Origin of the sequence: Blautia sp. DFI.3.45, assembly GCF_020593505.1 — a bacterium.
Classification (GTDB): domain Bacteria; phylum Bacillota; class Clostridia; order Lachnospirales; family Lachnospiraceae; genus Blautia_A; species Blautia_A wexlerae.
The window spans coordinates 1-21,770 of the sequence record NZ_JAJDMI010000044.1 but is presented as its reverse complement, the minus strand read 5'-3'; the positions used below and the strand labels follow the sequence as shown (position 1 = coordinate 21,770).

General features: G+C 38.6%; 27 protein-coding genes. 8 read left to right on the top strand and 19 right to left on the bottom strand.

Going from position 1 to position 21,770, the window contains the following annotated elements; all coding sequences use genetic code 11:
* Positions 1–116: 116 nt before the first annotated feature.
* The 5 genes from LJE09_RS13605 to LJE09_RS13585 all read left to right on the top strand — a co-directional run bounded on the left by LJE09_RS13605 (position 117) and on the right by LJE09_RS13585 (position 3,879).
* Positions 117–485, top strand: a complete 369-nt coding sequence (locus LJE09_RS13605) for a helix-turn-helix domain-containing protein (RefSeq protein ID WP_118632992.1) — start codon at positions 117–119, stop codon at positions 483–485.
* 223 nt (positions 486–708) lie between these two features.
* Positions 709–1,038, top strand: coding sequence for a plasmid mobilization protein (locus tag LJE09_RS13600; RefSeq protein ID WP_002566656.1), 330 nt, complete (start codon positions 709–711; stop codon positions 1,036–1,038).
* The gene (locus tag LJE09_RS13595) at positions 999–2,351 is read left to right on the top strand and encodes a relaxase/mobilization nuclease domain-containing protein (RefSeq protein WP_118632993.1); all 1,353 of its coding nucleotides are present in this window, start codon (positions 999–1,001) and stop codon (positions 2,349–2,351) included. The genes LJE09_RS13600 and LJE09_RS13595 overlap by 40 nt, the downstream gene beginning before the upstream one ends.
* Positions 2,348–2,719, top strand: coding sequence for a cysteine-rich VLP domain-containing protein (locus LJE09_RS13590; protein WP_008689659.1), 372 nt, complete (start codon positions 2,348–2,350; stop codon positions 2,717–2,719). The genes LJE09_RS13595 and LJE09_RS13590 overlap by 4 nt, the downstream gene beginning before the upstream one ends.
* Before the next feature lie 320 nt (positions 2,720–3,039).
* Entirely contained in the window at positions 3,040–3,879 is an 840-nt protein-coding gene (locus tag LJE09_RS13585) for a MerR family transcriptional regulator (protein ID WP_118632994.1), read from the top strand.
* Between the two features lie 69 nt (positions 3,880–3,948).
* Here LJE09_RS13585 and LJE09_RS13580 read toward each other — a convergent pair whose 3' ends face one another.
* The 16 genes from LJE09_RS13580 to LJE09_RS13505 all read right to left on the bottom strand — a co-directional run bounded on the left by LJE09_RS13580 (position 3,949) and on the right by LJE09_RS13505 (position 17,519).
* Entirely contained in the window at positions 3,949–4,149 is a 201-nt protein-coding gene (locus tag LJE09_RS13580) for a transposon-transfer assisting family protein (RefSeq protein ID WP_118611270.1), read from the bottom strand.
* Positions 4,150–4,495: 346 nt separating this feature from the next.
* Positions 4,496–4,765 (bottom strand): winged helix-turn-helix domain-containing protein, encoded by a 270-nt coding sequence (locus LJE09_RS13575; RefSeq protein ID WP_330410728.1) that lies wholly within the window; start codon positions 4,763–4,765, stop codon positions 4,496–4,498.
* Between the two features lie 201 nt (positions 4,766–4,966).
* Positions 4,967–6,049: an ABC transporter permease gene (locus LJE09_RS13570; RefSeq protein ID WP_118632996.1), complete on the bottom strand. Its 1,083-nt coding sequence runs from the start codon at positions 6,047–6,049 to the stop codon at positions 4,967–4,969.
* A complete protein-coding gene (locus LJE09_RS13565; RefSeq protein WP_118632997.1) occupies positions 6,036–6,926 on the bottom strand; it encodes an ABC transporter ATP-binding protein in 891 nt (296 codons plus the stop codon). Before LJE09_RS13565 ends, LJE09_RS13570 begins: the two co-directional genes overlap by 14 nt.
* Positions 6,914–7,678: a hypothetical protein gene (locus tag LJE09_RS13560; RefSeq protein WP_226839770.1), complete on the bottom strand. Its 765-nt coding sequence runs from the start codon at positions 7,676–7,678 to the stop codon at positions 6,914–6,916. The genes LJE09_RS13565 and LJE09_RS13560 overlap by 13 nt, the downstream gene beginning before the upstream one ends.
* Positions 7,668–8,216, bottom strand: coding sequence for an RNA polymerase sigma factor (locus LJE09_RS13555; RefSeq protein WP_226839769.1), 549 nt, complete (start codon positions 8,214–8,216; stop codon positions 7,668–7,670). Before LJE09_RS13555 ends, LJE09_RS13560 begins: the two co-directional genes overlap by 11 nt.
* A 308-nt stretch (positions 8,217–8,524) precedes the next feature.
* Complete coding sequence (locus LJE09_RS13550; RefSeq protein WP_118633000.1) at positions 8,525–9,478, bottom strand: Abi family protein; 954 nt, start codon at positions 9,476–9,478, stop codon at positions 8,525–8,527.
* A 639-nt stretch (positions 9,479–10,117) separates the two neighbouring features.
* Entirely contained in the window at positions 10,118–10,504 is a 387-nt protein-coding gene (locus LJE09_RS13545) for a winged helix-turn-helix domain-containing protein (protein WP_005426528.1), read from the bottom strand.
* Between the two features lie 77 nt (positions 10,505–10,581).
* On the bottom strand, positions 10,582–11,811 hold the full coding sequence (locus LJE09_RS13540; RefSeq protein WP_226840162.1) for an ABC transporter permease subunit: 1,230 nt from the start codon (positions 11,809–11,811) through the stop codon (positions 10,582–10,584).
* A complete protein-coding gene (locus LJE09_RS13535) occupies positions 11,798–12,685 on the bottom strand; it encodes an ABC transporter ATP-binding protein (protein WP_173700102.1) in 888 nt (295 codons plus the stop codon). The genes LJE09_RS13540 and LJE09_RS13535 overlap by 14 nt, the downstream gene beginning before the upstream one ends.
* A 69-nt stretch (positions 12,686–12,754) precedes the next feature.
* Complete coding sequence (locus LJE09_RS13530) at positions 12,755–13,519, bottom strand: hypothetical protein (RefSeq protein ID WP_173700104.1); 765 nt, start codon at positions 13,517–13,519, stop codon at positions 12,755–12,757.
* Positions 13,516–14,028: an RNA polymerase sigma factor gene (locus LJE09_RS13525; RefSeq protein WP_227311447.1), complete on the bottom strand. Its 513-nt coding sequence runs from the start codon at positions 14,026–14,028 to the stop codon at positions 13,516–13,518. Before LJE09_RS13525 ends, LJE09_RS13530 begins: the two co-directional genes overlap by 4 nt.
* Before the next feature lie 128 nt (positions 14,029–14,156).
* Positions 14,157–15,074 carry a sensor histidine kinase gene (locus LJE09_RS13520; RefSeq protein ID WP_227311446.1) on the bottom strand — a complete coding sequence of 306 codons (918 nt, stop codon included), beginning with the start codon at positions 15,072–15,074 and terminating at the stop codon, positions 14,157–14,159.
* Positions 15,075–15,093: 19 nt separating this feature from the next.
* Complete coding sequence (locus tag LJE09_RS13515; protein ID WP_227311445.1) at positions 15,094–15,849, bottom strand: ABC transporter permease; 756 nt, start codon at positions 15,847–15,849, stop codon at positions 15,094–15,096.
* The gene (locus tag LJE09_RS13510) at positions 15,842–16,756 is read right to left on the bottom strand and encodes an ATP-binding cassette domain-containing protein (protein WP_044996577.1); all 915 of its coding nucleotides are present in this window, start codon (positions 16,754–16,756) and stop codon (positions 15,842–15,844) included. The genes LJE09_RS13515 and LJE09_RS13510 overlap by 8 nt, the downstream gene beginning before the upstream one ends.
* Before the next feature lie 79 nt (positions 16,757–16,835).
* The gene (locus LJE09_RS13505) at positions 16,836–17,519 is read right to left on the bottom strand and encodes a response regulator transcription factor (RefSeq protein ID WP_025579569.1); all 684 of its coding nucleotides are present in this window, start codon (positions 17,517–17,519) and stop codon (positions 16,836–16,838) included.
* Between the two features lie 197 nt (positions 17,520–17,716).
* On the opposite strand from LJE09_RS13505, the gene LJE09_RS13500 reads away from it, so the two are divergent.
* Complete coding sequence (locus LJE09_RS13500) at positions 17,717–18,070, top strand: helix-turn-helix domain-containing protein (protein ID WP_334303162.1); 354 nt, start codon at positions 17,717–17,719, stop codon at positions 18,068–18,070.
* Between the two features lie 173 nt (positions 18,071–18,243).
* Here LJE09_RS13500 and LJE09_RS13495 read toward each other — a convergent pair whose 3' ends face one another.
* Entirely contained in the window at positions 18,244–19,659 is a 1,416-nt protein-coding gene (locus LJE09_RS13495; protein ID WP_173700272.1) for a relaxase/mobilization nuclease domain-containing protein, read from the bottom strand.
* Between the two features lie 79 nt (positions 19,660–19,738).
* Positions 19,739–20,029 carry a CD1845 family protein gene (locus LJE09_RS13490; protein ID WP_118409645.1) on the bottom strand — a complete coding sequence of 97 codons (291 nt, stop codon included), beginning with the start codon at positions 20,027–20,029 and terminating at the stop codon, positions 19,739–19,741.
* 456 nt (positions 20,030–20,485) lie between these two features.
* Here LJE09_RS13490 and LJE09_RS13485 point away from each other — a divergent pair, with 456 nt between their 5' ends.
* The gene (locus tag LJE09_RS13485) at positions 20,486–20,845 is read left to right on the top strand and encodes a helix-turn-helix domain-containing protein (protein ID WP_015524620.1); all 360 of its coding nucleotides are present in this window, start codon (positions 20,486–20,488) and stop codon (positions 20,843–20,845) included.
* Positions 20,846–20,908: 63 nt separating this feature from the next.
* Here LJE09_RS13485 and LJE09_RS13480 read toward each other — a convergent pair whose 3' ends face one another.
* On the bottom strand, positions 20,909–21,244 hold the full coding sequence (locus LJE09_RS13480) for a hypothetical protein (RefSeq protein WP_022214380.1): 336 nt from the start codon (positions 21,242–21,244) through the stop codon (positions 20,909–20,911).
* A 171-nt stretch (positions 21,245–21,415) separates the two neighbouring features.
* On the opposite strand from LJE09_RS13480, the gene LJE09_RS13475 reads away from it, so the two are divergent.
* A complete protein-coding gene (locus LJE09_RS13475) occupies positions 21,416–21,679 on the top strand; it encodes a helix-turn-helix domain-containing protein (protein WP_015541275.1) in 264 nt (87 codons plus the stop codon).
* Positions 21,680–21,770 lie beyond the last annotated feature (91 nt).

Below are 21,770 nucleotides of genomic sequence, written 5' to 3'. Positions count from 1 at the left end.
ATAGCCCGCTTTTCCGTACAAGGCGCAAAATATGAATTATAAAGTTTAATCTTACTGCATATAGCAACATTCCATTGAGAAAATATGAAATATACAATGTAGATGGGTGGTGCTATATGGCAAATATCAAAGATTGTCCCGGCTTTGAAACTTTCGGCGCGGATGTAAAAGCGGCGCGGAAAGTCAAGCAGTTATCGCGTAAGACGCTGGCGGAACAGGTCAATATCGACTGGCGCTATCTTGCCAACATCGAAAATGACGGCACGATTCCCAGCCTGCCAGTTATCATACAGCTTATTAAAATCTGCGGGCTTCCCGTGGAACGGTATTTTAACCCGGAGGTCATGCGGGAGGAAAGTGCACAGCGGCAGCGGGTCAGCCACAAACTGAAACTCTGCCCGGAAGAATTTCTGCCGATCATCAAGGGCGCGATTGACGGGGCCATTCAAATTCAACAGAAGAATGACGAAACGGAGGGTGCATGACAACCCTCTGTTTTGTTTTTGGGAGGACGCAAGGCTGCGCCCTCTCTTTTTTTGTGCGGTTTTCGGAAAAACCAGGATTTTGCGGGTATTTCCTTGGGGTCAGAACGCTTTTTAGGGGAAGAAGAACAAAGACAGCAAGCATAGGGGTCACACTCCCGGCAAACGGCTTCCCGTTTGTATCTTGGGGAAGTCCCCAAACCCCTGAATGAATGGAGGTGCGAAAGTGGCAAACCGAAAACGGAAGTTTGTGCTGCGCGTCCCGGTGACGCCGGAGGAACGGGCGCTGATCCAGCAGAAGATGGCCCAGCTTGGCACAAAGAACTTTTCTGCCTACGCCCGGAAAATGCTGATTGACGGCTATATCGTCCATATCGACACCGGCCCCGTCCGGGCGCAGACCGCAGAGCTGCAAAAGATCGGCGTCAACATCAACCAGATTGCAAGGCGTATCAACAGTACCGGGACTGTGTACGCGCAGGACTTAGAGGACATCAAGGGGGCGCTGGCACAGATATGGCAGTTACAAAGATCCATCCTATCAAGTCAACGCTGAAAAAGGCGCTGGACTACATCGAGAACCCGGACAAGACCGATGAAAAGCTGTTCGTTTCTTCCTATGGCTGTTCCTATGAAACGGCGGATATTGAATTTCAAATGCTGTTAGATCAGGCGTACCAAAAGGGCAACAATCTGGCCCACCACCTGATACAAGCCTTTGAACCGGGGGAAACCACAGCAGAGCAGGCCCATGAGATCGGGCGGCGGCTTGCCGATGAAGTGCTGCAAGGTAAATACCCCTATGTGATAACCACCCACATCGACAAGGGCCACCTGCATAACCACATCATTTTCTGCGCCGTGGATATGGCGAACCAGCGCAAGTACATTTCCAACCGCCAGACCTACGCCTTTATACGGCGCACCAGCGACCGGCTGTGTAAGGAATACGGCCTGTCTGTGGTAAAGCCCGGCAAGGACAAAGGCAAGACCTATGCCGAGTGGGACGCACAGAAAAAGGGCAAGAGCTGGAAAGCAAAACTGAAAATTGCCATTGACGCGGCCATTCCGCAGGCCAAAGACTTTGATAGTTTTCTGCGGCTCATGGAGGCGCAGGGCTATGAAGTCAAACAGGGCAAGTTTATTTCATTCCGCGCGCTGGCAGACGGCCTCCGTCCCGGACAGGAACGCTTCACCCGCTGCAAGACCTTGGGGGAGGATTACACCGAGGAACGGATCACCCAGCGGATCAAGGGCATTGCCATCGACCGGGGGCCGCGCAGAAGAAGCGCCGGGGAAATCTCCCTGCGGATCGCCTTGGAGGACAGTATCAAGGCCCAGCAGTCGGCGGGCTATGCGCGGTGGGCGAAGCTGCACAACTTGAAGCAGGCCGCCAATTCCTTAAACTTCATCACAGAACACCAGATCGACAGCTACGAGGACTTGGAAAGCAGGCTGGCCGAGATCAGCGCGGCAAACGACGCGGCGGCCTCCGCCTTGAAAGACGCAGAACGCCGCCTTGGGGATATGGCGCTGCTGATAAAAAACCTCTCCGCCTACAAGCAGCTCCGGCCTGTGGCGCTGGAACTGCGAAACGCCAAAGACAAGGCCGCGTTCCGGCGGCAGCATGAAAGCCAACTAATCTTGTATGAGGCGGCGGCAAAGGCGCTCAAAGAGGCCGGGATCACAAAGCTCCCCAACCTGTACGCCCTCAAAACCGAGTATAAAAAACTGGACATAGAACGGGAACGGCTGTCCGCACAGTACAGCGAAGCGAAACAGAAATTGAAAGAATACGGCATTGTCAAACAGAATGTAGACAGCATTTTGCGGACAGCGCCGGGAAAGGAGCATACGCAGGAACGATGAACATACCGAGAATGAGTTATCCCCAATACCGCAAGGCCCGCAGGCTCACCCATGAGTGCTGCAATTACTGTAACGGAAACTGCCTCCTGCTGGACGATGGGGAGGAATGTGTCTGTGTGCAGAGTATTTCCTATTCGCTGCTGTGCCGGTGGTTCAAGGTGGCCGTCCTGCCGTTGGACGCGGCCCTGTGCGCCGAGATCACCAAAGGCCGGGACGAGATCAAACGCTGCGCCGTCTGCGGGGCGGCGTTTACGCCCAACTCCAACCGGGCCAAATACTGCCCGGATTGTGCGGTGCAGGTGCGCCGGAAGAAAGAGGCGGAACGCCAGCGGAAAAGATACCTCCTGTCTACGCATTTAGGGCGGTAAAAGTCCACGGAAATCAAGGGTTTTTCCGCATGGTCGGCAGGCAGGTGGATAAAGTTATCCTGTTCCCCCAAAAACAGGGTTCTAAATGCGGGAAAATGGACAAAAAAGAACGCCGGGGCAAAGACACCTTTTCAGTTCTTTGTCCCGGCTGAATTATTTTGTGTAGTGAAGATACATAGAAAAACAGTTCGACATAGAATCTTATTTTGGACAATGCTATAATCAAATAAGCTTCTTGTTACAATTTTCCTGCAAAAAGAAAATTTAATATTGACTCTCTCGTGGCGTAAGGGTTTACGCTTAAAGCGAAAGGAGGATACATGAAAACAGTAAAAGATGTGTCGGATATAACCGGAATAAGCATACGGACACTTAGATATTACGATGAAATAGGCTTATTGAAACCGACAAAACTAACTGAATCCGGTTATAGGCTTTATAATAATAAAGCACTGGAACAATTACAAGAAATTATGTTCTTTAGAGAGTTGGAAATTCCGTTGATGGACATAAAAAAAATCATGGAGAATCCAAATTATGATAAAGAACAGGTTTTATTAGCTCAAAAGAGTTTTCTGGAAAGAAAACGCAACCGACTAAACGGAATTATTGAGCTGATAACAGATGTCATGAAAGGAGTTAATACCATGAGCTTTGAAGCATTTAACAATGACGATATTCAAAAAATGTTAGACCACACTTTAGCAACTATGTCTAAAGAGGTACTTGATGAGCAAGTAGCTAAATATGGAAGTAAAGAAAAATACAGAGAATATTTAGCAAGCGGATTTGCAAATGAACAGGCAATGGCAGATTTGGTTAAATGGTATGGAAGCAAAGAAAAAGCAATGGAAGCGATTTTGAAGCCTACTGGAAAGGCTGATAATTTCAAGCCTGAACAGGATGAAAACGATAAAATTTATAAGCAGTTCATGTCTGCAAAAAAGGAAAACAATGACCAGTTAGCAAAAGAAGCCGTTGTCATGCTTGCTGAAAATTACAAAAAGCAGTTTCATTTGGATAACGCAAGAAACATTCTTCTCGATTTGGCAAAAGAATATCTGGCACATGAAAAATTAGCAGAAGCAACTGATAAACAGTATGGCGTAGGTTGTGCTGAATACATCGGAAATGCAATTCAAATGTATTATGGAGTTTGACTTTTGGCAGAGATTATATAAAAATGCCGGACGCAGAGGCTTTGGCAGCCTCCGCGCCCGGCGTTTTGCTTATTCGTCTGTGAAGTGGAACCGCTGCGCCGCAAAGTCGGCGTCGCTTATGGCGTCCAGCTTATCGGCGGTCTGGCAGGCCAGCGCCGCCATTTCCTTGTCCATGTCCGGCAAAGCTGCCCGGAGATTTGCCGCCGTCCTGCGGCGGTCGGCGTTGTGGTACAGACAGATCAGGTTTTCTTCTTCCACGGTGAAATACATTCCTCATACCTCCATCCATTCCTCCGAATATTATTATAATTCGTTCTTTCGAATAATACAATCATATGCCTTCTACATTGGCACATCCTTCGGGAGTGCATGAAAGGATACCTAGCAAACACTTCCTATGTCATGACACAGACGAAATTTCCCACACTTTCCTAACGTCTGTACGATTAAATTTCCATAGGAAAGTCTTCCTGGCATTCTTCTGATTTTCTTCAATTTTCCGCTAGAATATCTTGACTTTTCACGCCGTCTGTATCATTAGTTAAATTTTTTCATGTATCTTGTGAATATCTCTTGGGTGTTAAAAAGGAAAAATAAGCAGTGATCTGGAATATTTTCACAGACCACTGCTTAAATTTTTATTAAAGCGATACCCAACTCCCCACACTGTCTGTATGTACATTGGTTTACTTGGATTATCTTCTATTTTCTCACGTAGGTTACGGATATGACTCATAACAATATTATAATCGCCAAAATATGGTTCTTTCCAGACACAATCGTAAATCTGCTCTTTACTGAACACTATTCCGGCATTTTGTGCTAATAGCAATAAGATTTCAAATTCTGTATAAGTCAATTCAATTTCAGTTTCACCATGGATCACTACTCGCCTATATTTGTCTATACTTAGTCCCTCAAAGCACAGGTTTTTATTTTCAACAATGTCTTGTTTGAAAATTTTTGTTTTTTCATCTACGCATGATAATATCTGATCAATAATATTTTCTTCCCCATCCTCAAACGATAGTATTAAAATTTTCCCAAGTAATCACCCCTTTTCACATCTGTAACGAATCACTCATTTTTATGAAAATTGCTTTGACTTATAAAATACCAGTCCTTTTACCAAACATCCTACGGCAAAACAAATACTTATTCCCAACACAATATACCATATCTCATATATGTCATTTATAATTACGTTTATAATAAGAAAAATCGGCATAGAATCTACTATAATCCATATGATTCCTCCAAAAAATATTCTTATCAATGCAGGAAGTCCCCAGCATATAGAAGCAATAATTACCGCACCAAAAGAGCTGCTTTGATATGCTGAGACGCATAGTGTAAGCGCACATAATGATAAAAATGCCTGAAAAGCTAATCCTAATAAAATTCCTAAATATTTCAAGAACAATATAGGTCGACGCATATATTGCGAAAGTATTATCCACGATATGTTATTAAATCCATTCAATCCATATACCATCCAACATAGGATCAAATTAACCACCACTATCCACGCAAATATGAAAACAGTAAATGTGAAAGAAGCAAAAATTTTAGCCCAAACATCCTTTCTTCTTCCTTCCTGTGTACTGAAAATTAATGGCAGCATTTTTGTTTGGCTTTCCTGTGCGAAAACAGTTGATACTTCACAGATAACCAATATACTTCCCAAAATCAATCCAAACTGAAGAATTTCGATAAATACTTTCCATCCTCTTGTATATGCCAAATAAGGTGTTTTCCCAATTTCATCATAAAATTTTCCTAATTCTGTTTCCTCCAGAGAATATTTTTCCGTTGGAAGTACACCGTTTTCCCACGCACCATTGGTAAAATATTCTGTAACAAAATCGTTTAAAAAATTTCCATCTCTCCACCCTGGCATATTTTCTTCAATTTTTGCAGGCAATCCATATTTTTCAATTATTTGATTTACTTTTTCATCCGTCAGATCACCTTCAAATTCTTTCGTAATTTTCCGATTTATCTGGACTGCTTCATAACCAGAATAAAACTTTCCATCTACTGTCGCTATTTCTCCACCTACCTCAGCAAAGCAAAAATACAGAAGTATCAATCCTGTCACAACTAAAATTCCTATTTTAAATATTTTATTATAAAAAAGTTTAAAAAGCTCCGTCTTATAAAGTCGCATTTTTTTCTTCCCCTGTTATTTGTGTATGATAAAGATATGCATCTTCCAGTGTACTTTCTATATTTTCCGCACCTACCACCGGCTGCCTTTTTGAAACAATTCTTAATTCAACACTTTCGCCTCTGCTTCTCATATTGCTTACAATAAAACTACTGGTTATCTGTCCTGCTTCCTTTTCAGACACGATACACTTCCAAACACATCCTTCCACTTTATCCGTAATCTCTTTCTCTGTTCCTTCCTGGATCAATTCTCCGTTTTTCATAATTAAAATACGATCTGCAATATAATCTATATCAGATACAATATGTGTAGACAGTAAAACCATTCTGTTTTTTCCAAGCGAACTAATCACATTTCGAAAACGTACTCTCTCCTTCGGATCAAGCCCTGCCGTAGGTTCATCTAAAATCAAAATCTCAGGATTATTCAAAAGTGCTTGTGCAATTCCTATCCTTCGTATCATGCCTCCTGAATAAGTCTTGAGTTTCTTCTTTTTCACATTTTTTAATTCCACCATATCCAGAAGTTCATCAATACGACTATTAGCATAATCTTCCGGTAGTGCCTTCAATGCTGCCATGTATCGTAAAAAACGTTCTGCCGTGAAATCACCATAATATCCAAAATCTTGCGGCAAATAACCTAACAGCTTACGATATTCTGCACCCATACTGACTATCTCAATATTATCGCAATAAATACTCCCTCCCGTTGGCTGCAAAACACCACAAATTAATCTCATTAATGTTGTTTTTCCCGCACCATTTTCTCCCAGAAGTCCATACACACCATTGGTAAATGTATAATTAAATTTTCTAACTGCTTCTTTATCTTTATATTTTTTCTGTATATCCAGCAACCTTAATTCATGCATAATATTTCTCCTTTTTCTATTTGACTCAGTAATTTCTTTACCTGTATTACAAATATAAATCCTGATACTAAAAAGGCTATTCCCCATATCCAAAGAGCAGTTGCCAAAAGTATTTTCGGAATCGAACCAATCACTATATAACATATTGACAGAAAAACTGAACTCATCCAAAACAAAAGTGAACTTTTTCCCCTTTTTTCTATTGATAAAATTCCTAATGCAACTATATTTGACATCAGATATGGAGTCAGAATATATAAACCAACCTGTAATAAGCCAACTTTCTGGAAGTAACTTAAATAACCAGTCACAAATAGCAACAGCACAATATTTATCATACCTGACAGTGCCAACCACGCAGCCACACACTGCTTCGTATTGAAATAGCAACATTCTCCTAACTCCGCCATTCTTCCAAAAAATACTTTATCAATTATACTGATAGATACTACGCTCAGAATGCCTGCTCCAACCATACATGCAATAATTATCTCATTTTGATTCACCCCAATGTATTGTAATGCTGCAATAGAAACAATTCCCAAGCAAATAATAACACCATAAATAATAAAAAAAACTTTATCCATGTACCAAATTTGATGAAGCAAAATATTTTTTATAGACATCATTGGCGTTCTCTGCTTTTCCATTGTCTCAAGCATCATATTATAAGTTTCTTGTTTTCTTATTTCATCAACCTGAATTTGCTCCTCTGCCTTTTCAAAAAGAGCCTTTATTTCGCTATTTCTCATAATCATTCTCCATTAGCTTTTTTAACTGATTTATGCCTAATCGAAATCTTGACTTTGTAGTAGAAACACTGCACCCCATAATCTTTGCAATATCCTTAAATTTCATTTCTTCATAAATGCGAAGAATAATAACTTCTCTCGTATCCTGAGAAAGTTTCTTTAATAAATTTTTCAAATAAACAGCATCCTCCACTTCAATCAACATATCTTTCCAATTTGGAATTTTATCAATCTCTTCCTTTTCTATGACTGCTACTTTTTCTTTCTTATCACGGAAATAGTTGAAACATATATTCCTTGCAATGGTCAGGAGATACCCTTTGAGATTATGATGTTTATAGGAAGTTCCATATTTCATAAATTTTAAAAAAGTTTCCTGAGCAATATCGTAAGCATCATTCTCTGTTTGAACCATATATAAACAAAAGCGATAAATATCTGCATAATATCGTTCAACAATAATACTGACTGCTTCTTTATTCCCGCTATGCATTTTTTGAATTAACTCGCTGTCCTTCATAGCGTTTTCTCCAATCATAAAACGTTTTACACCTTATATAACCACTACACACTCAAAAAAGTTCACCACAAAAAAATTTTTTTCATTTCTTTTCAAATACTTATAATAACTCACGTAATTCTACATCCTGCAGTTAGGGACTATGAAAAAAATTTGTTTTAATCGAAATATAAAAATTCTATAATGCGTCTTTTCGCAACTTGTAAAATAAAATAGGCAGCTAGTTCTTCTTAGCTGCCTACCCGCCAATGGAATATTTGGATTCAGGCATTATCCACGCCTTCCTACGGTCATTTTTATTATATTCTCAAGTCAATTTATTATCCCTACAAATACAGTATTCTATCATATAGATCTTTCCAGTTTGCTGGTAATATATTCATTTTATATACATCAATTTTTGTCCTGGAAATGAGTCTGTCTAATTCGTTCATCAACATATCAGCATCTTGCTGCAGTAATATTTTCTTTAAAGCATATAATCTTGAATACAAATTTGTATTATCCGGAAGAACATCTGTGCTATCTCTATTATCTGGTATTACCACAGAAGAAGTCATGCCAACTACCATCGAATGATGTGCACAATAATTTCTTAAATTTCTAACAGCATCCAACCATGTATCCATCTGCTTTGTTACTTCTTTCTTATAGTTGGAAGCAGAATATGTATAATCCAACACCTCTTTTCTTAAGTCGCCACGCAAATATGAATAAATCATCACAATCGTACCCATTTCAAAATAAGAAAATGCTGCCCATACAGGTAATACATTGTTTTGGCGAGTTCCCCCTTTACGGTACTCCCTTAGTTCCGGATGTTTTACAACATCTCGTCTGAGTTTTTCCTCATCATTTGTTAAATTGGCAAAAAATTTCGTATTAAAAAAAGTTATATTTCTATTTCTGGTCTTTTTATCTTTCTCGCTCTTAGTAGGTGTGTAGTATTGTCTATCCAAATAAAAGCCTGCATCTCCGGTCTTTAACGAAACAGCATTGGCAATCGCACTTTTAAAACGAACCTCTGCTTTCTTACAATACTTAAATAATAATAACCTTAATTGCACATCAAAATCATATAGTTCAAAGAAAACTTTTGAATTCGCCTTACTTCCAAACGCATTGACTTGTGTCAAAAGAAATTTTCCATAACGGCTTGCTCTGAAATAACCTGCATAACCAAGAAATTCTCTCATCTTTTTTCTCTGACGAAAAGTGATATATTTTTTCATTAATACAACCTGGGATTCTAAATCCATTGGTAACTCAGTATTCGGCATTTGCAGCACCCTCTTTCATAGTAAAAAAAAAGAATGGATATACCATTCTTAATCCCGCCAATGGAATATTTGGATTCGGGCATTACCCATGCCTTCCTACGGTCTATGATTATATTAACACATGACATTTAAAATATCAACAATTTATTCAAAAATCCCTTATGTATCCAGGCTGTCCTTCTCCTTTTTTCTGTAAATCGGCTTATATAATAAATCAATCATTTTTAGAGCAAGTTTCGCAATGTAGCACAATAACCCTTTTCCGGGTTTACTGGCTACTTGCAACTTGATGGGGATTTCGTTTCCCCATACCCTCGACCGTAATCAAAGATATGCGTATTGGTTTCCATTTACATGGTCACAGCGTGATGATTCTCCATCACTTGCTTTCACAGCAAGCTGTAAAATTTCCTTATGCGGAACCTTTATGCAAAGAGGAGCATTTATGACACGACCCAAAAAAGGCGAATCCCTTATCAAAACCAAAGGCGTTCATCTACGTATGAGTGAAACAGAATATGAAATTCTGTCGGAAAAAGCTATCGCAACAAACATGAGTATTTCTGATTTTATCGAGAAAGAGACACCTAGACGAGAGATATGTCTCTGTCTCTTTGCCCATTATAATAGGCAGCGATTTCACTCGCTGCCTAAATTTCCGTTAAACCGATATCCTACACCGCGCACCGTTTGTATATATACCGGATGTCCAGGATCATCTTCTATCTTTTCTCTAATGTTGCAGATATGTCGCATAACAACATTGTAATCACCCGAATAGGGTTCATTCCAGATTATATCATATATTTGTTCTTTACTAAACACTCTTCCAGGACTTCGCATTAATAAATGCAAAATTTCAAACTCTGTAAAAGACAAATCTATTTTTTTCTGCTTTCGGAATAATTCTCTTGTGGCTAATAAAATAACAATATCTCCATAATGTATTTTCAATGGATTTATATTTTTTTCATCACAATATATATTTCGTCCAGTTTTCAAAGCAGCAAGAACAGACTCTATCATTTCTTCTTCACTATCTTTAAACGATAATAATAATATTTTTCCTATGTTTTCACTCCCTCTAACAGATGTTTCTTCATCTAATTATAAACTTCTTTTCTGCGATATATAAAATAAATAACTGGAACAATCAATAATAGCAGAATGGAGTACGATATTATTAAAATAGGAACTGCGCAAAACACTTTTCCTCCGATTTCATACAAGTTAAAAAATTTAACTACCTGATTCATTTGAAGCATTTGATCTGGAAGAAGTCCCAAAATTTTATTTAATAATGGTAGACTTGTTCCTGATAAAAATGATGGAAGAAAAATCAAAATAAAAGGCACGATTACCGCTATTACTGATGAGTTTGTCTTCGCAGAAACCAACATAGTTAGAGATTGCATAAATAAACATCCCAGATATCCACCAAGAACTATCAAAATATATTCCTGAGCATTCGTGATATTATAAATACTCTTCCACCCACTCATACTAGACTGTATGGGACAATTTGCTCCGTCTACACCAAGAATTCCCAAAACAAGCATAGTGTATAACAACATAACCGCCCAGTAAATAGCCGTTATTATGATTGCTCCTGCTTTCACTTTTGCCCATACAGCCTTATTTCTGCCATAATAAGAAGAATAAAAAACTGCATTCGCTTTCAGCTGAAATTCACCTGAAAAAATACCTGCACAAAGGAAACCTAATACCAATGTCAAAATCATAATTATTGAGGGTGAATATTGAAATAAGTTTTTCCATCCCGCTTGATAATCATAATATAAAGGGGTTTTCATTTTTTCATACGCTCTTATTAAATAACTTTTTTCCTTTTCAGAAAACTGATCCTTTCCATCAGTTTCTAACCAATTTTTCAAATTTTTGATACGATTAGAATAAAAATCTACTGCTTCATCAGGAGAAAGAGAATCTGCCAGATAATAATTATAATCGTTAAACTCTCCATAATCACAATTTAGTAAATCCCTTATATCCATGAAACCCTGTCTTTGACTATATGCTATATCATTCTGTCTAAAATCATTCGACTTAGCTTCCGGTGTCTGTGAAATCCTGACATTTTCTTCAATAATTTTTCTAAGCACATCCTCTGTCAGTTCTCCTGACCATTCTTTTTTCAACTCACGAACCTTTAACATAGCCGATATTCCACTTTCCGCATCACCATTACGATTCACATATTTATTATCCCCGATGATAAAAGACAAGACTACTGAAATTACAATAAAAATAAATATCAGCGTAACCTTACTTCCTTTTTTTGAAAAAACTTTTTTTATTTCATAATACGTCATAATCATCACCTGTTTTCTCTCCGAAATAATATAAGAATATGTCCTCCAAAGTCATCGTTTCCTCTTTCGCATTATAGTGTGGAGATTTTTCAGACAAAATGCGTAATTCTATTCCATCCGAAAGTGTTTTCATATTTGAGACTTTAAACTGTTTTTGCCACATTTCAACTTCATTATTTGCAACTACACAACTCCATACTTTTACTGGTACTGACTGAATAATCTCTTCTTGTGTTCCTGAATGGCTAATCTTTCCATCTTTCATCAATAACACCTGGTTGGCAATGTATTCAATATCCGACACAATATGTGTTGATAATAGCACGAGACGATCCTGTGACAATTCACTGATCAGATTTCGAAAACGTATCCTTTCATTCGGATCCAGACCTGCAGTAGGCTCATCGAGGATCAAAATCTTTGGGTTATTTAGCATAGCTTGGGCAATCCCTGCACGGCGTTTCATTCCTCCAGACAATTTTTTCATTTTTCTATTCTGCATTTTAGCCAACCCAACCTGCCGCAGAAGTTCTGTTACACGCTTTCGTGCAATACTTATTCGCATTCCTTTAATTGACGCAATATACATTAAATAATCATGAACCGAAAACTCCGGATAAAATCCAAATTCTTGAGGTAAATAACCAAGAATTCTCCTATATTCGCCATCCAATGCAAAAATATCTTTTCCATCACATAATATGCTTCCCGAAGTAGGTTTAATAAGTGTGCAGAGCATTCTCATCAGCGTTGTTTTTCCAGCACCGTTGACACCAAGAAGCCCATAAACTCCATTACTCATCGTCAGCGTGATATCATCAACTGCTTTAAATTCCTGAAATTCTTTTGTTAATTTTTTCAATTCTAATTCCATAATCAAATTCCTCACATTTCTCTGATTACGACCGTTGTGTGATTTCTCGTAATTGACACCATAATAGTTTTATACACTTGCCCCATTACTCTCGTAATATCTTTCACTGCATTTCCATACTCGCCAAATACTGTAACACAAATATAAAACAGATAATATCATCATTCCACACCATATTGATGTAGATATATGCTCATAAATACTATCTTTGAGAACTACAAGCGTCCAAACAGCGATCCAAATCAGACAGGAAAATAATGTGGAAGATACATAATCATCTCCTTTACTGCAAAGTAATCGAAAACATATGCAGCATGTCACATTCAATGGCAAAATAAATTGTATTAAGATATCCATAAATGCAATCTGTAACACAAAAGTGCTGGTTATCAAAAACACACTCAATAGGCAAACATCTACCATGCCGAAGAGTAGCATTCGTGCGGCATATATATTCTTTATGGAAAAAAATGTTGCACCTTCTACTTCCATAGCCCCATTGCTTCTATTTTTCCAGAGTTCCGGAAGTATCAATATTACAAAACTCGGTGCCAAAATCCCCATGCAGCGCCTTGTATAAATACTACTGTCTGATAAGAACATTGTCATCCAAAGGATTAGTAATACTGCCCCTTGAGCAAACCACCAGTGCTTCTGTATATACGAAGCTTGCTGATATAAAAATTCTAACCATGACATATTTCTTTCGATTTCTCCATCCCAATATGCTTCTTTCGATTTTATAATGGTCTGTTGTAATTTTTTCTCATCTATATTTCTATCCTTCTGATTTTTTGCATACACATGCAATTTTTCATCAACTGTCATCATCATTTCTTATCCCCCAGATAAACACTCAACAATTCTTTTGCTTTTCCTATCCTATATTTTACAAGAGGAAGTCCTATGCCAATAATATCTGCTACTTCTTTTAATTTCAAATCCTGAAAATAATGTAGAATAACTACTTCCTGCAAATCTTCTGGAAGTTTTTTTATTGATTCGTCTATATCTATTTTATTCTCAATTACAGCAATTGGATTTTCCCCCTTATCTGGTAACTCTTCCATCACAATATCTCTTTTTTTCTTATAACTATCCCAACATAAATTTCGAGCAATCACATACAAATAATTAGCAGTCTTTCCCACATGATGATACGATCTAAATGATCGAAAAAAGTGTTCAAATGTTGCTTGAGTAATATCTTCTGCATCACAGTCTGTGTATGTATGTAATCGACAATAATTCCGTATAGTTGAATAGTATTTTTTTACGAATACCTCTATAGCTTCTTCATCACCGTTTTTCATTTTGTGAATCAAAAGAAAATCTGCATCCACTTCTTTCCTCCTTTTTCTACTGAAAGCACTTTCTATTATATATAACGAATAAATTGTACAAAAAGATAGTCAATACACCTACTTTATAAGCGTTTTTTTTTAACCACCAAAGCAGGCTCATCAGTTTTTTATCCTTTTTGCTTAGGAAAGCACACTACAATTTCAAAAACATTATTATTTAGAGAAGCACTGATAGAACCGCCCATTTTTACTGTTAAATTCTTTGCTATTGTGAGACCCAAACCGGTTGTTTTGCGGGAACGGGATAAATCTGTTGTATAAAAACGATTAAATATTTTGTCTATATCAGATTCATTTATGCTGTCTGTAAAATTCTGAAAAGAAAAATGGTAATTTTCATTATCATCATAAGATGAAAAATGATAATCACTTTTCCCATGTGACAAGGCATTAGAAATGATATTTTCAAAAATTCTGGTTACTGCTTTTTCATCTCCATAAAATGGAAAAGAAATCTCTGCAATACTTAATGCTGGAATTATTTTGTGTTCCTCAAAAGATTTAAAAAAGGAAACTGCAACAGAGCGTAAAACAGCATTTAAATCAAATGTAGTATAAGAAAATTCCATTTCATCAGCTTCTATTCGTGCAAATTCAAACAACTGATTTAGTAACTGATTTAAAACATTCAATCTTTCGTTTATAACAGCTGCTGCATCTAAATCTTCCTCGGACAACTCTGGCGATTGTAGAAGCATTTGGGTATATCCTTGAATAGCAGTCACAGGTGTTCTAAGATCATGAGCTAAATTTGTAATTGTTTCTTTGATTGCCTCATCCTTTTTTTGTAATGAATATACTTGTTTGTGGTAAACTCGAAGCAATTCATTTAAAGCATTTACAAGATCGGTTATATCGGAAGAAGGAAAATCTAATGTCAATTCCGCATGGGTAAATGAATGTAAAAGTGTTTGCAATTTCTGGCTTAACCGGGTTACCTCCCTACGATGAAACAAGTAAAATGATAAAACAATAATAAGAGATAGTGTCACAATGATAGCATATATTTGAAGTACCACACTCATAACATTATCCCTCCCTGCATTATGTAATATCTCTTTTCTTGAAAATTGTTCCTACAACTCCACCAAATATAATCATATAGGCGAAGAAAATGATAATTGCGGTTGGAAGCCATTGAACTGCCATATCTATTCTTGTTTTATTGATATTACTATTTGCCCAAAAAATTGTGATGTTATATCCTAAGCCCAAAATACTTTCCAATCCATGAAGAACCAGATAACCCAAAAATATAAGCAAAGCATTAACTGCCATGCTAACTGAACTGTTTCTTATGAGAAAAACAAGTGAAATTGCGAGCGTTGATACAGCCATATGATATAATGCCTCACAGAATATGTAGGACACTATATTGCTAATGCTTGTAAAAGTAAGACCGCTTATTCCAAAAAAAATTTTATTACATAACAAACCAATTAAAAAGGCAGACACCAAAAAAAAGAATGATACAATCCAGCCAATTACCAATTTTGAGAAGAAGTAACTCCATCGTGACAGACCTTTTTCTATATAATGTTTTACAGTCCCTTGACGAAAATCATTTGAGAAATAGTAGCTGCAAAAAATAATCAAAGGGAATACAACTGGGTAATAATTAAAAAAAGAATCCCAGTAATTTGCAGAAACTTCTGTACCTACCAAATATTCTCTCATGCCAATCGTTGCTTTTTGTGCATAAGCACATAAGAATATCCATCCTGTCATCATAAGAAAACATACTTTCAAGACTTTTCCATGTATCGCTTTATAAAAATCAGCTCTAATTAAATTAAGCATTGACTATGCCTCCTCTCATTTTTTCATTAAAGTAATCTTCCAGTGACTCCTTTGTTACAGTACATTCATCAACAGCAATTCCATGATTAACCAGTAAGGAGTTTACAATTCCGGGATTGTCTACATATTCAAAAATCCGAATATTATTATCGGAAAGAATTTCGTAGTTTTTAGTATGGAGATTTTTCTCTATTAAAATAGCGGCCTGTGCAGTATCTGATGCCTTAATTTTTAAACAACATTGACATTTTTCATTTAATTCTTTTGCAGTAATTTCTTCAATCAGCTTGCCATTTTTAATAATGCCGTATTTTGTTGCAATTTTTGACAATTCCCCCAAGATATGACTGGAAATCATAATGGTAATATGTTCTTCCCTATTTAGTTTTAATAAGAAATTCCTCATATCTTGTATTCCAGTCGGATCTAAGCCATTGATAGGTTCATCAAGAATCAGAAAATCAGGATTTCCCAACAAGGCAACGCCAATGGCTAAACGCTGTTTCATACCTAATGAAAATTTTTTGACAATTTTATTTTCATATTGTGACAGACCCACCTGCTTTAAAATTTGTTGTACAGATTCTTTACTTGACAGTCCATATGCTTTTCTAAATACTTCCAAATTTTGTTTTGCGGTTAATTCTGCATAAAGTGCCGGAGATTCAATCACACAACCAATACGATAACGCTCAGTCTGGGGAACAAAATTTCCAAATAGTTCAACAGAGCCTTCTGATGGTTCAACCAAACCTGCAATCATTTTCATTAAAGTAGACTTACCAGCACCATTCTCTCCAATCAAGCCATATATTTCGCCTTTTTTAATAGAAATGGATACTTTATCAACAGCATAATAATTTGTGTATTTTTTAGATACTGTGTTCGTTCTTAGTATATATTCCATGATATATCCCTCCTTGTGGTTTTAGTGTAAGGGATAAGTTTAAGTAAATTATTTTCTAAATCTAAGGATTTCATAAAGATTATATGTCCATCTTAAACCCAATTCCCCAAACCGTTTTAATATACGATTTACTATTATCTATTGCAGCAATTTTTTTGCGTAAGTTGCTGATATGAACATTGATAGCATTTTCAGTTCCTTCTAAAGCTTCATTCCATAATTGCTCATAAATCATATCTTTCGTAAATACTTGTTGCGGATGTTCCATAAGCATTTTCAATATAGCAAACTCATTTTTTGTAAGGGGCAATTTTTGATTTTTTAGAGTGGCCTCCATTCCTATTGTATCTAAATTTAAATCGCCACAACATAACAAGGAATTTGATGTATATTGATTTTCATAAATCCGTCGCAAAATCGTTTCAATCCTTGCAAGTAGTTCTTCTATATCGAAGGGTTTCGTTACATAATCATCAGCACCGTTTTTCAATAAGGAAATTTTACTTTTAGAATCTTCTTTTGCAGATAGACCGATTACAGGTACATTTTTTGTTTTCTTTATTTCTGCTAAAACTTGTTCACCAGAAAGACCGGGAAGCATTAAATCCAAAATAATCAGATTAACTTTTTGCTTTTCAAGAAAAAGAAGGGCTTCTGTTCCTGAATAAGCAGAATATGTTATATAACCATTTTTCCGAAGATATTTAACAAGCATATCATTGATAGCCATATCGTCATCAACTATTAGAATTGTGTAATTCATATAAAATACCTCTCTTTAACATTGATCAATTTGCAGAATATAATTTTATGGCATATTCGTATCAACTTTATCACAATCGTTTGCTATATTCAATCATGTGGCTATTTGATAGTGGAATAAAATGCTACTTAACATCAAATTCCATTACATTCTCATAATTCAACCCGAAATGTACAATGATATAGGGTGATATGAGAATGAACCAAGATGAAATTAGGTTTGACTTTCATGGGCTCGGGCTGGCAATCAAACAAGCTAGAGAAGAAAGAGGCTGGACACAGGCCTATGTGGCGGAGCTGGTCGGCAAGACAGACCGCACGATTATGAATATTGAAAACAAGGGACAACATCCCAGCTTCAATTTATTTTTCAAACTCGTTACCATGTTCGATATTTCCGTAGACCAGTTTTTCTACCGGGAAGAACAGCGGGACGAACACAGTTGCAGAAAGCACATTGATGTACTTCTCAACTCCATGAATGAAAAGGAGCTAGTTGTCATGGAGGCCACAGCCGAAGGGCTCAAGAAAGCCAGAGAAACGGAGGTTTAGAAATAAGAGCCTCTGTTTTTTGTGCTATTTTAGAGGTGTCGCTAAATGGTAAGCAATGCCTCTGTGGCCACAAGTGGCACAAAGGCGGCTTGTTGGGGCTCGCCCCAAACCCGTATCTTCGGGCCAATATGGCCCGAAGTGTCAGCGTCGCTTTGCTCCTTATTTTCATAACCTTAACGCTCCTTTTCCTGCTTTCTTCCCGGCTCGGCGTAGCCCATCAGAGTGTCAATGTTCGCCTTGATCGTGACGATCTCCTGCATATCCCGTCGTGCCTTCTGGTATTCTCCATAGAGCTGTTTTTTCTTTGCTGTGAGCTTGCGGCCTTCCTCCTTCAGCACATCCATTTTAGGGAGCTTCGCCCCGCCCAGCAGAGAGCGCATTTCCGCTTGTGCAGCCCGGTACAGTTCAAGGTCGGCCTCATGCTCCGCAAGGAATTTCCGGCTGTACTTCGTCGCCTTATACTGCTCAAAGACTGGGCGGGTTTTGGCATACTGAACCGTTGCGGCCTTTAGCCCGGCATTGGTTTTCATGGCCTGTTCCGTATGCTTGACCTGCTCGGAAATGGCATGGAAACGGTCTGCCGCCTCGGTGGCTTTCTGTGCCAACTGCTCATAATCGGTCAGTCCATTGTCCTGTATATAGGCAAGGGCAGCGGCCATCTGCTTAATGTTAAATACCTTCGCCCAGCGTTCATATCCCGGTCCCTTACCGGCAGCCAGTTTTGCTTGAATATCCACCGCCAGACTGATTTTCCGCTCCGAATGTCCGGGGCGTTTTTCTTTGCCCTCAATGGCGGACAGAACATCTTGCAAGTCGTAGCCGTCCCCCAGCGTGGAGGCACGCAGACGGGTGAAGCGTTCCTGCCCTTGCCCGGTCAGCCGGAAACTGATACCGCCGCCCCGAACCTTCTTGACCTCATACCCGGCCCGCTTCATCAAATTGAGAAATTCGTCCAGATCAGCGGGGTGCTCCGCCAGCGCAGTATCAATGGCGAGGCGCAGCCTGTCCTGATAGGAAAGCGGTCCTTTTCGTTCTTTCTGCCATTCTCCATAATTCCGATACTTACCCTTGCTCCGGGGCTTCGGGTTCTCCACGATGGATAGCCCGTTTTCAAGGCACAGCCTGTCAGAGAGCCGACGGAGGGCGAAGCTGGAGCCCCAAAAGTTTCGGAATTTCCGGGGGCAGTCAAGGGTGGTGGAGTTGTAATAAATGTGACAATGGATGTGCTGCTTGTCGGTATGCGTGGTAACGATAAAAGCGTGCCGCCCCTTCGTCCAGCGCATAGCCAACTCATAGCCGATACGGTTCGCCTCCTTCGGGGTGATCTCGCCCGGATAGAAGGATTGTCGTATCTGATAGCACAGCACATCATTTTCTTTTTTCTGTTCCCGGCCCGTCATAGCGGCATAGCTGGCCTTTGCCAAAAGGAACTCGTCCGCCACGGTGGCCGGATCACATTCATAAGCGGAGATATACTTTCTGCTTTCTGTTTTCTCCGGGTCCTTGCCATAGTCCAGACAATCCCGGATTGCCTCAGCAATCGTTTCGCCTTCGCCCGCATGGCGCTGTAACAAAGTTGTGGTAGCCAAAAATCATCCCTCCTTTCCATGAGAAAGGGGCGGCCCATCCAGACCGCCCCAACTTCGGGCCAGTATGGCCCGAGGCTGCTTAACTTGCCAGAAACCGGTACAGAGCGGATTTGCCTCCGTCCAGCGCCCAAAGAAGGGAGCCCGCCGCCGCTTGCAGTCCATACGGCGAAAGAAGGAAGGCAAGAAACAGAAATACAATCCCGCCTATGGGCGTCGGCGTGAAAAAGAGAACGACACCCAGCACCACCAGAATCACAGAGGCAATCGTCAGCAGGACGGCACAAATACCAAACAGGAACACCAGCAGAGCCGCCAGAAGGGACAACGCTAAAGCAAATGGAGCGACCAATATTTTCAGCAGTATCTTCATCTTCAAAACCTCCTTTATCTATCCTTTCTACCTCTATTTTATCATGCCTGCCCGGGGACATAAATGTTGCGAAAGATTAGTAAATCCTGTCCTAAATCTATTTTCAAATAAAAACGGATGGTCTAATGAAATGGGTAGTTTTTAGCCCATCGGACGCTATTTATATCAAAAGATAATATTTTGCCATCATTTTTTGTGGCATATAATTCACTTTTTGAGGTAAAGAAATTTATTTGCTTTTTTGAACTATTTATCTATTTCATCCGTCACGTAATGACGGATATGATACCAGACAATAAAATTCTTAATCTTTCCTATACCTCCGGATCTGTTTTACGGAAATTCAGAATTTTATATGTCTTTTAAAAAGTGAAATATCACCCTCTTTTTTAGTGAAATATTAGTTCATTTTCTTTCAAGAAAGGGAACTATACACTAAACATGGAGGTGTATCATATGCCAAAACAAACAGATAAAGAACTGGGATTGTTTTTTAAGAACGCCCGACACGAGCAAAAATTGACTTATGAAGAATTAGCTGAAAAAGCAGAAATGTCCAGCCGATATTTAAAGGAAATTGAAAATGGGGGCCGAGTTCCCAGTTTTCATAAAATCAGAAAACTGGTACGCGCTTTAAATGTTCCTCCTGAACCATTGTTTTATCCAAACAATCATACAGATAATCTTGATTATCAACGCCTGCTCATGTACCTGTCAAAATGCAACGATGAGCAAATTACCGCTATCCTTGCCATCGTAGAAGCATACCTGCGCACATACAAAATTCCTACAGACCACGATAAACAAGATCCCTGAAATTCATTTGAATTCTATCTGAATTATTCTGAAGAAGCGGTATGGTTTCCCATACCGCCACTCTTAACGTGCATATTTTTCTATCATTCTCTTAACATTCGTGGATTTCTTTATTGCCCCTATATTAATAAGAAACTCAACTACATCCATCATTCCCTGGTAATAAGCCCGCTGCTCCTCTTCATAATGGAAATGTTCTAACTGATCCAGATATTTATTCCAGAAATTCTGCTCACGCTCTGGGATTTTTTCCAGATGTAGTGGCAGCTTCTTTTGTATTTGTTTCAAATTCTTCTCTGCTTCTTTCCATTCTTCCGGCTGTACTGTATATTCTCTTTCTCCGAAGTCACAGCGCAATTCCTCAAATAAATTCGATACTGCTTCATAAAATTCATTCATCTTCTTTCCACCTCTCATTAGAATTATTTCTCATTACAGGCAGCATTATCATTTTCTTATTTCAAAAATCAAATAAACTTTCCAAAAACTTCATCTTTAGAAGTATAGTAACAATATTTTTCCTTAAAATCAATAATAATACTTCATCTTTAGAAACTTTTGAGGATCAGAATGATTATTTATTGGGATAAAAAAACGAACAGTAAAAACAGAATAGGACAACGGGTAAAAGAATTACGAAAGGCTCATAATCTTACTCAGAAAACACTCGCTGCCAAATTACAACTTGCAGGATATGATTTTAATGATCTGGCAATCCTGCGAATTGAACAAGGCACACGTTTCGTTCCCGACTACGAAGTTGTCGCACTGGCCGAAGTATTTAATGTTTCCTGCGAATATCTTCTCGGTCTGACGGACGCTCCTGCAAAATAATTTAATTGTATTGCCTCCAATTATATGCTAAACTATGGATAGATACTTCTGAACAACATACACTATTTATAAACCGTATGATTGGAGTGAT

Excerpts from the sequence above, each read along its gene's own strand:
- LJE09_RS13605 (WP_118632992.1), top strand. The coding sequence starts at position 117 with ATGGCAAATATCAAAGATTGTCCCGGCTTTGAAACTTTCGGCGCGGAT.
- LJE09_RS13595 (WP_118632993.1), top strand. The coding sequence starts at position 999 with ATGGCAGTTACAAAGATCCATCCTATCAAGTCAACGCTGAAAAAGGCG.
- LJE09_RS13590 (WP_008689659.1), top strand. The coding sequence starts at position 2,348 with ATGAACATACCGAGAATGAGTTATCCCCAATACCGCAAGGCCCGCAGG.
- LJE09_RS13585 (WP_118632994.1), top strand. The coding sequence starts at position 3,040 with ATGAAAACAGTAAAAGATGTGTCGGATATAACCGGAATAAGCATACGG.
- LJE09_RS13580 (WP_118611270.1), bottom strand. The coding sequence starts at position 4,149 with ATGTATTTCACCGTGGAAGAAGAAAACCTGATCTGTCTGTACCACAAC.
- LJE09_RS13570 (WP_118632996.1), bottom strand. The coding sequence starts at position 6,049 with ATGCGACTTTATAAGACGGAGCTTTTTAAACTTTTTTATAATAAAATA.
- LJE09_RS13565 (WP_118632997.1), bottom strand. The coding sequence starts at position 6,926 with ATGCATGAATTAAGGTTGCTGGATATACAGAAAAAATATAAAGATAAA.
- LJE09_RS13560 (WP_226839770.1), bottom strand. The coding sequence starts at position 7,678 with ATGAGAAATAGCGAAATAAAGGCTCTTTTTGAAAAGGCAGAGGAGCAA.
- LJE09_RS13555 (WP_226839769.1), bottom strand. The coding sequence starts at position 8,216 with ATGATTGGAGAAAACGCTATGAAGGACAGCGAGTTAATTCAAAAAATG.
- LJE09_RS13550 (WP_118633000.1), bottom strand. The coding sequence starts at position 9,478 with ATGCCGAATACTGAGTTACCAATGGATTTAGAATCCCAGGTTGTATTA.
- LJE09_RS13545 (WP_005426528.1), bottom strand. The coding sequence starts at position 10,504 with ATGATAGAGTCTGTTCTTGCTGCTTTGAAAACTGGACGAAATATATAT.
- LJE09_RS13540 (WP_226840162.1), bottom strand. The coding sequence starts at position 11,811 with ATGACGTATTATGAAATAAAAAAAGTTTTTTCAAAAAAAGGAAGTAAG.
- LJE09_RS13535 (WP_173700102.1), bottom strand. The coding sequence starts at position 12,685 with ATGGAATTAGAATTGAAAAAATTAACAAAAGAATTTCAGGAATTTAAA.
- LJE09_RS13530 (WP_173700104.1), bottom strand. The coding sequence starts at position 13,519 with ATGATGATGACAGTTGATGAAAAATTGCATGTGTATGCAAAAAATCAG.
- LJE09_RS13520 (WP_227311446.1), bottom strand. The coding sequence starts at position 15,074 with ATGAGTGTGGTACTTCAAATATATGCTATCATTGTGACACTATCTCTT.
- LJE09_RS13515 (WP_227311445.1), bottom strand. The coding sequence starts at position 15,849 with ATGCTTAATTTAATTAGAGCTGATTTTTATAAAGCGATACATGGAAAA.
- LJE09_RS13510 (WP_044996577.1), bottom strand. The coding sequence starts at position 16,756 with ATGGAATATATACTAAGAACGAACACAGTATCTAAAAAATACACAAAT.
- LJE09_RS13505 (WP_025579569.1), bottom strand. The coding sequence starts at position 17,519 with ATGAATTACACAATTCTAATAGTTGATGACGATATGGCTATCAATGAT.
- LJE09_RS13500 (WP_334303162.1), top strand. The coding sequence starts at position 17,717 with ATGAACCAAGATGAAATTAGGTTTGACTTTCATGGGCTCGGGCTGGCA.
- LJE09_RS13490 (WP_118409645.1), bottom strand. The coding sequence starts at position 20,029 with ATGAAGATACTGCTGAAAATATTGGTCGCTCCATTTGCTTTAGCGTTG.
- LJE09_RS13485 (WP_015524620.1), top strand. The coding sequence starts at position 20,486 with ATGCCAAAACAAACAGATAAAGAACTGGGATTGTTTTTTAAGAACGCC.
- LJE09_RS13480 (WP_022214380.1), bottom strand. The coding sequence starts at position 21,244 with ATGAATGAATTTTATGAAGCAGTATCGAATTTATTTGAGGAATTGCGC.
- LJE09_RS13475 (WP_015541275.1), top strand. The coding sequence starts at position 21,416 with ATGATTATTTATTGGGATAAAAAAACGAACAGTAAAAACAGAATAGGA.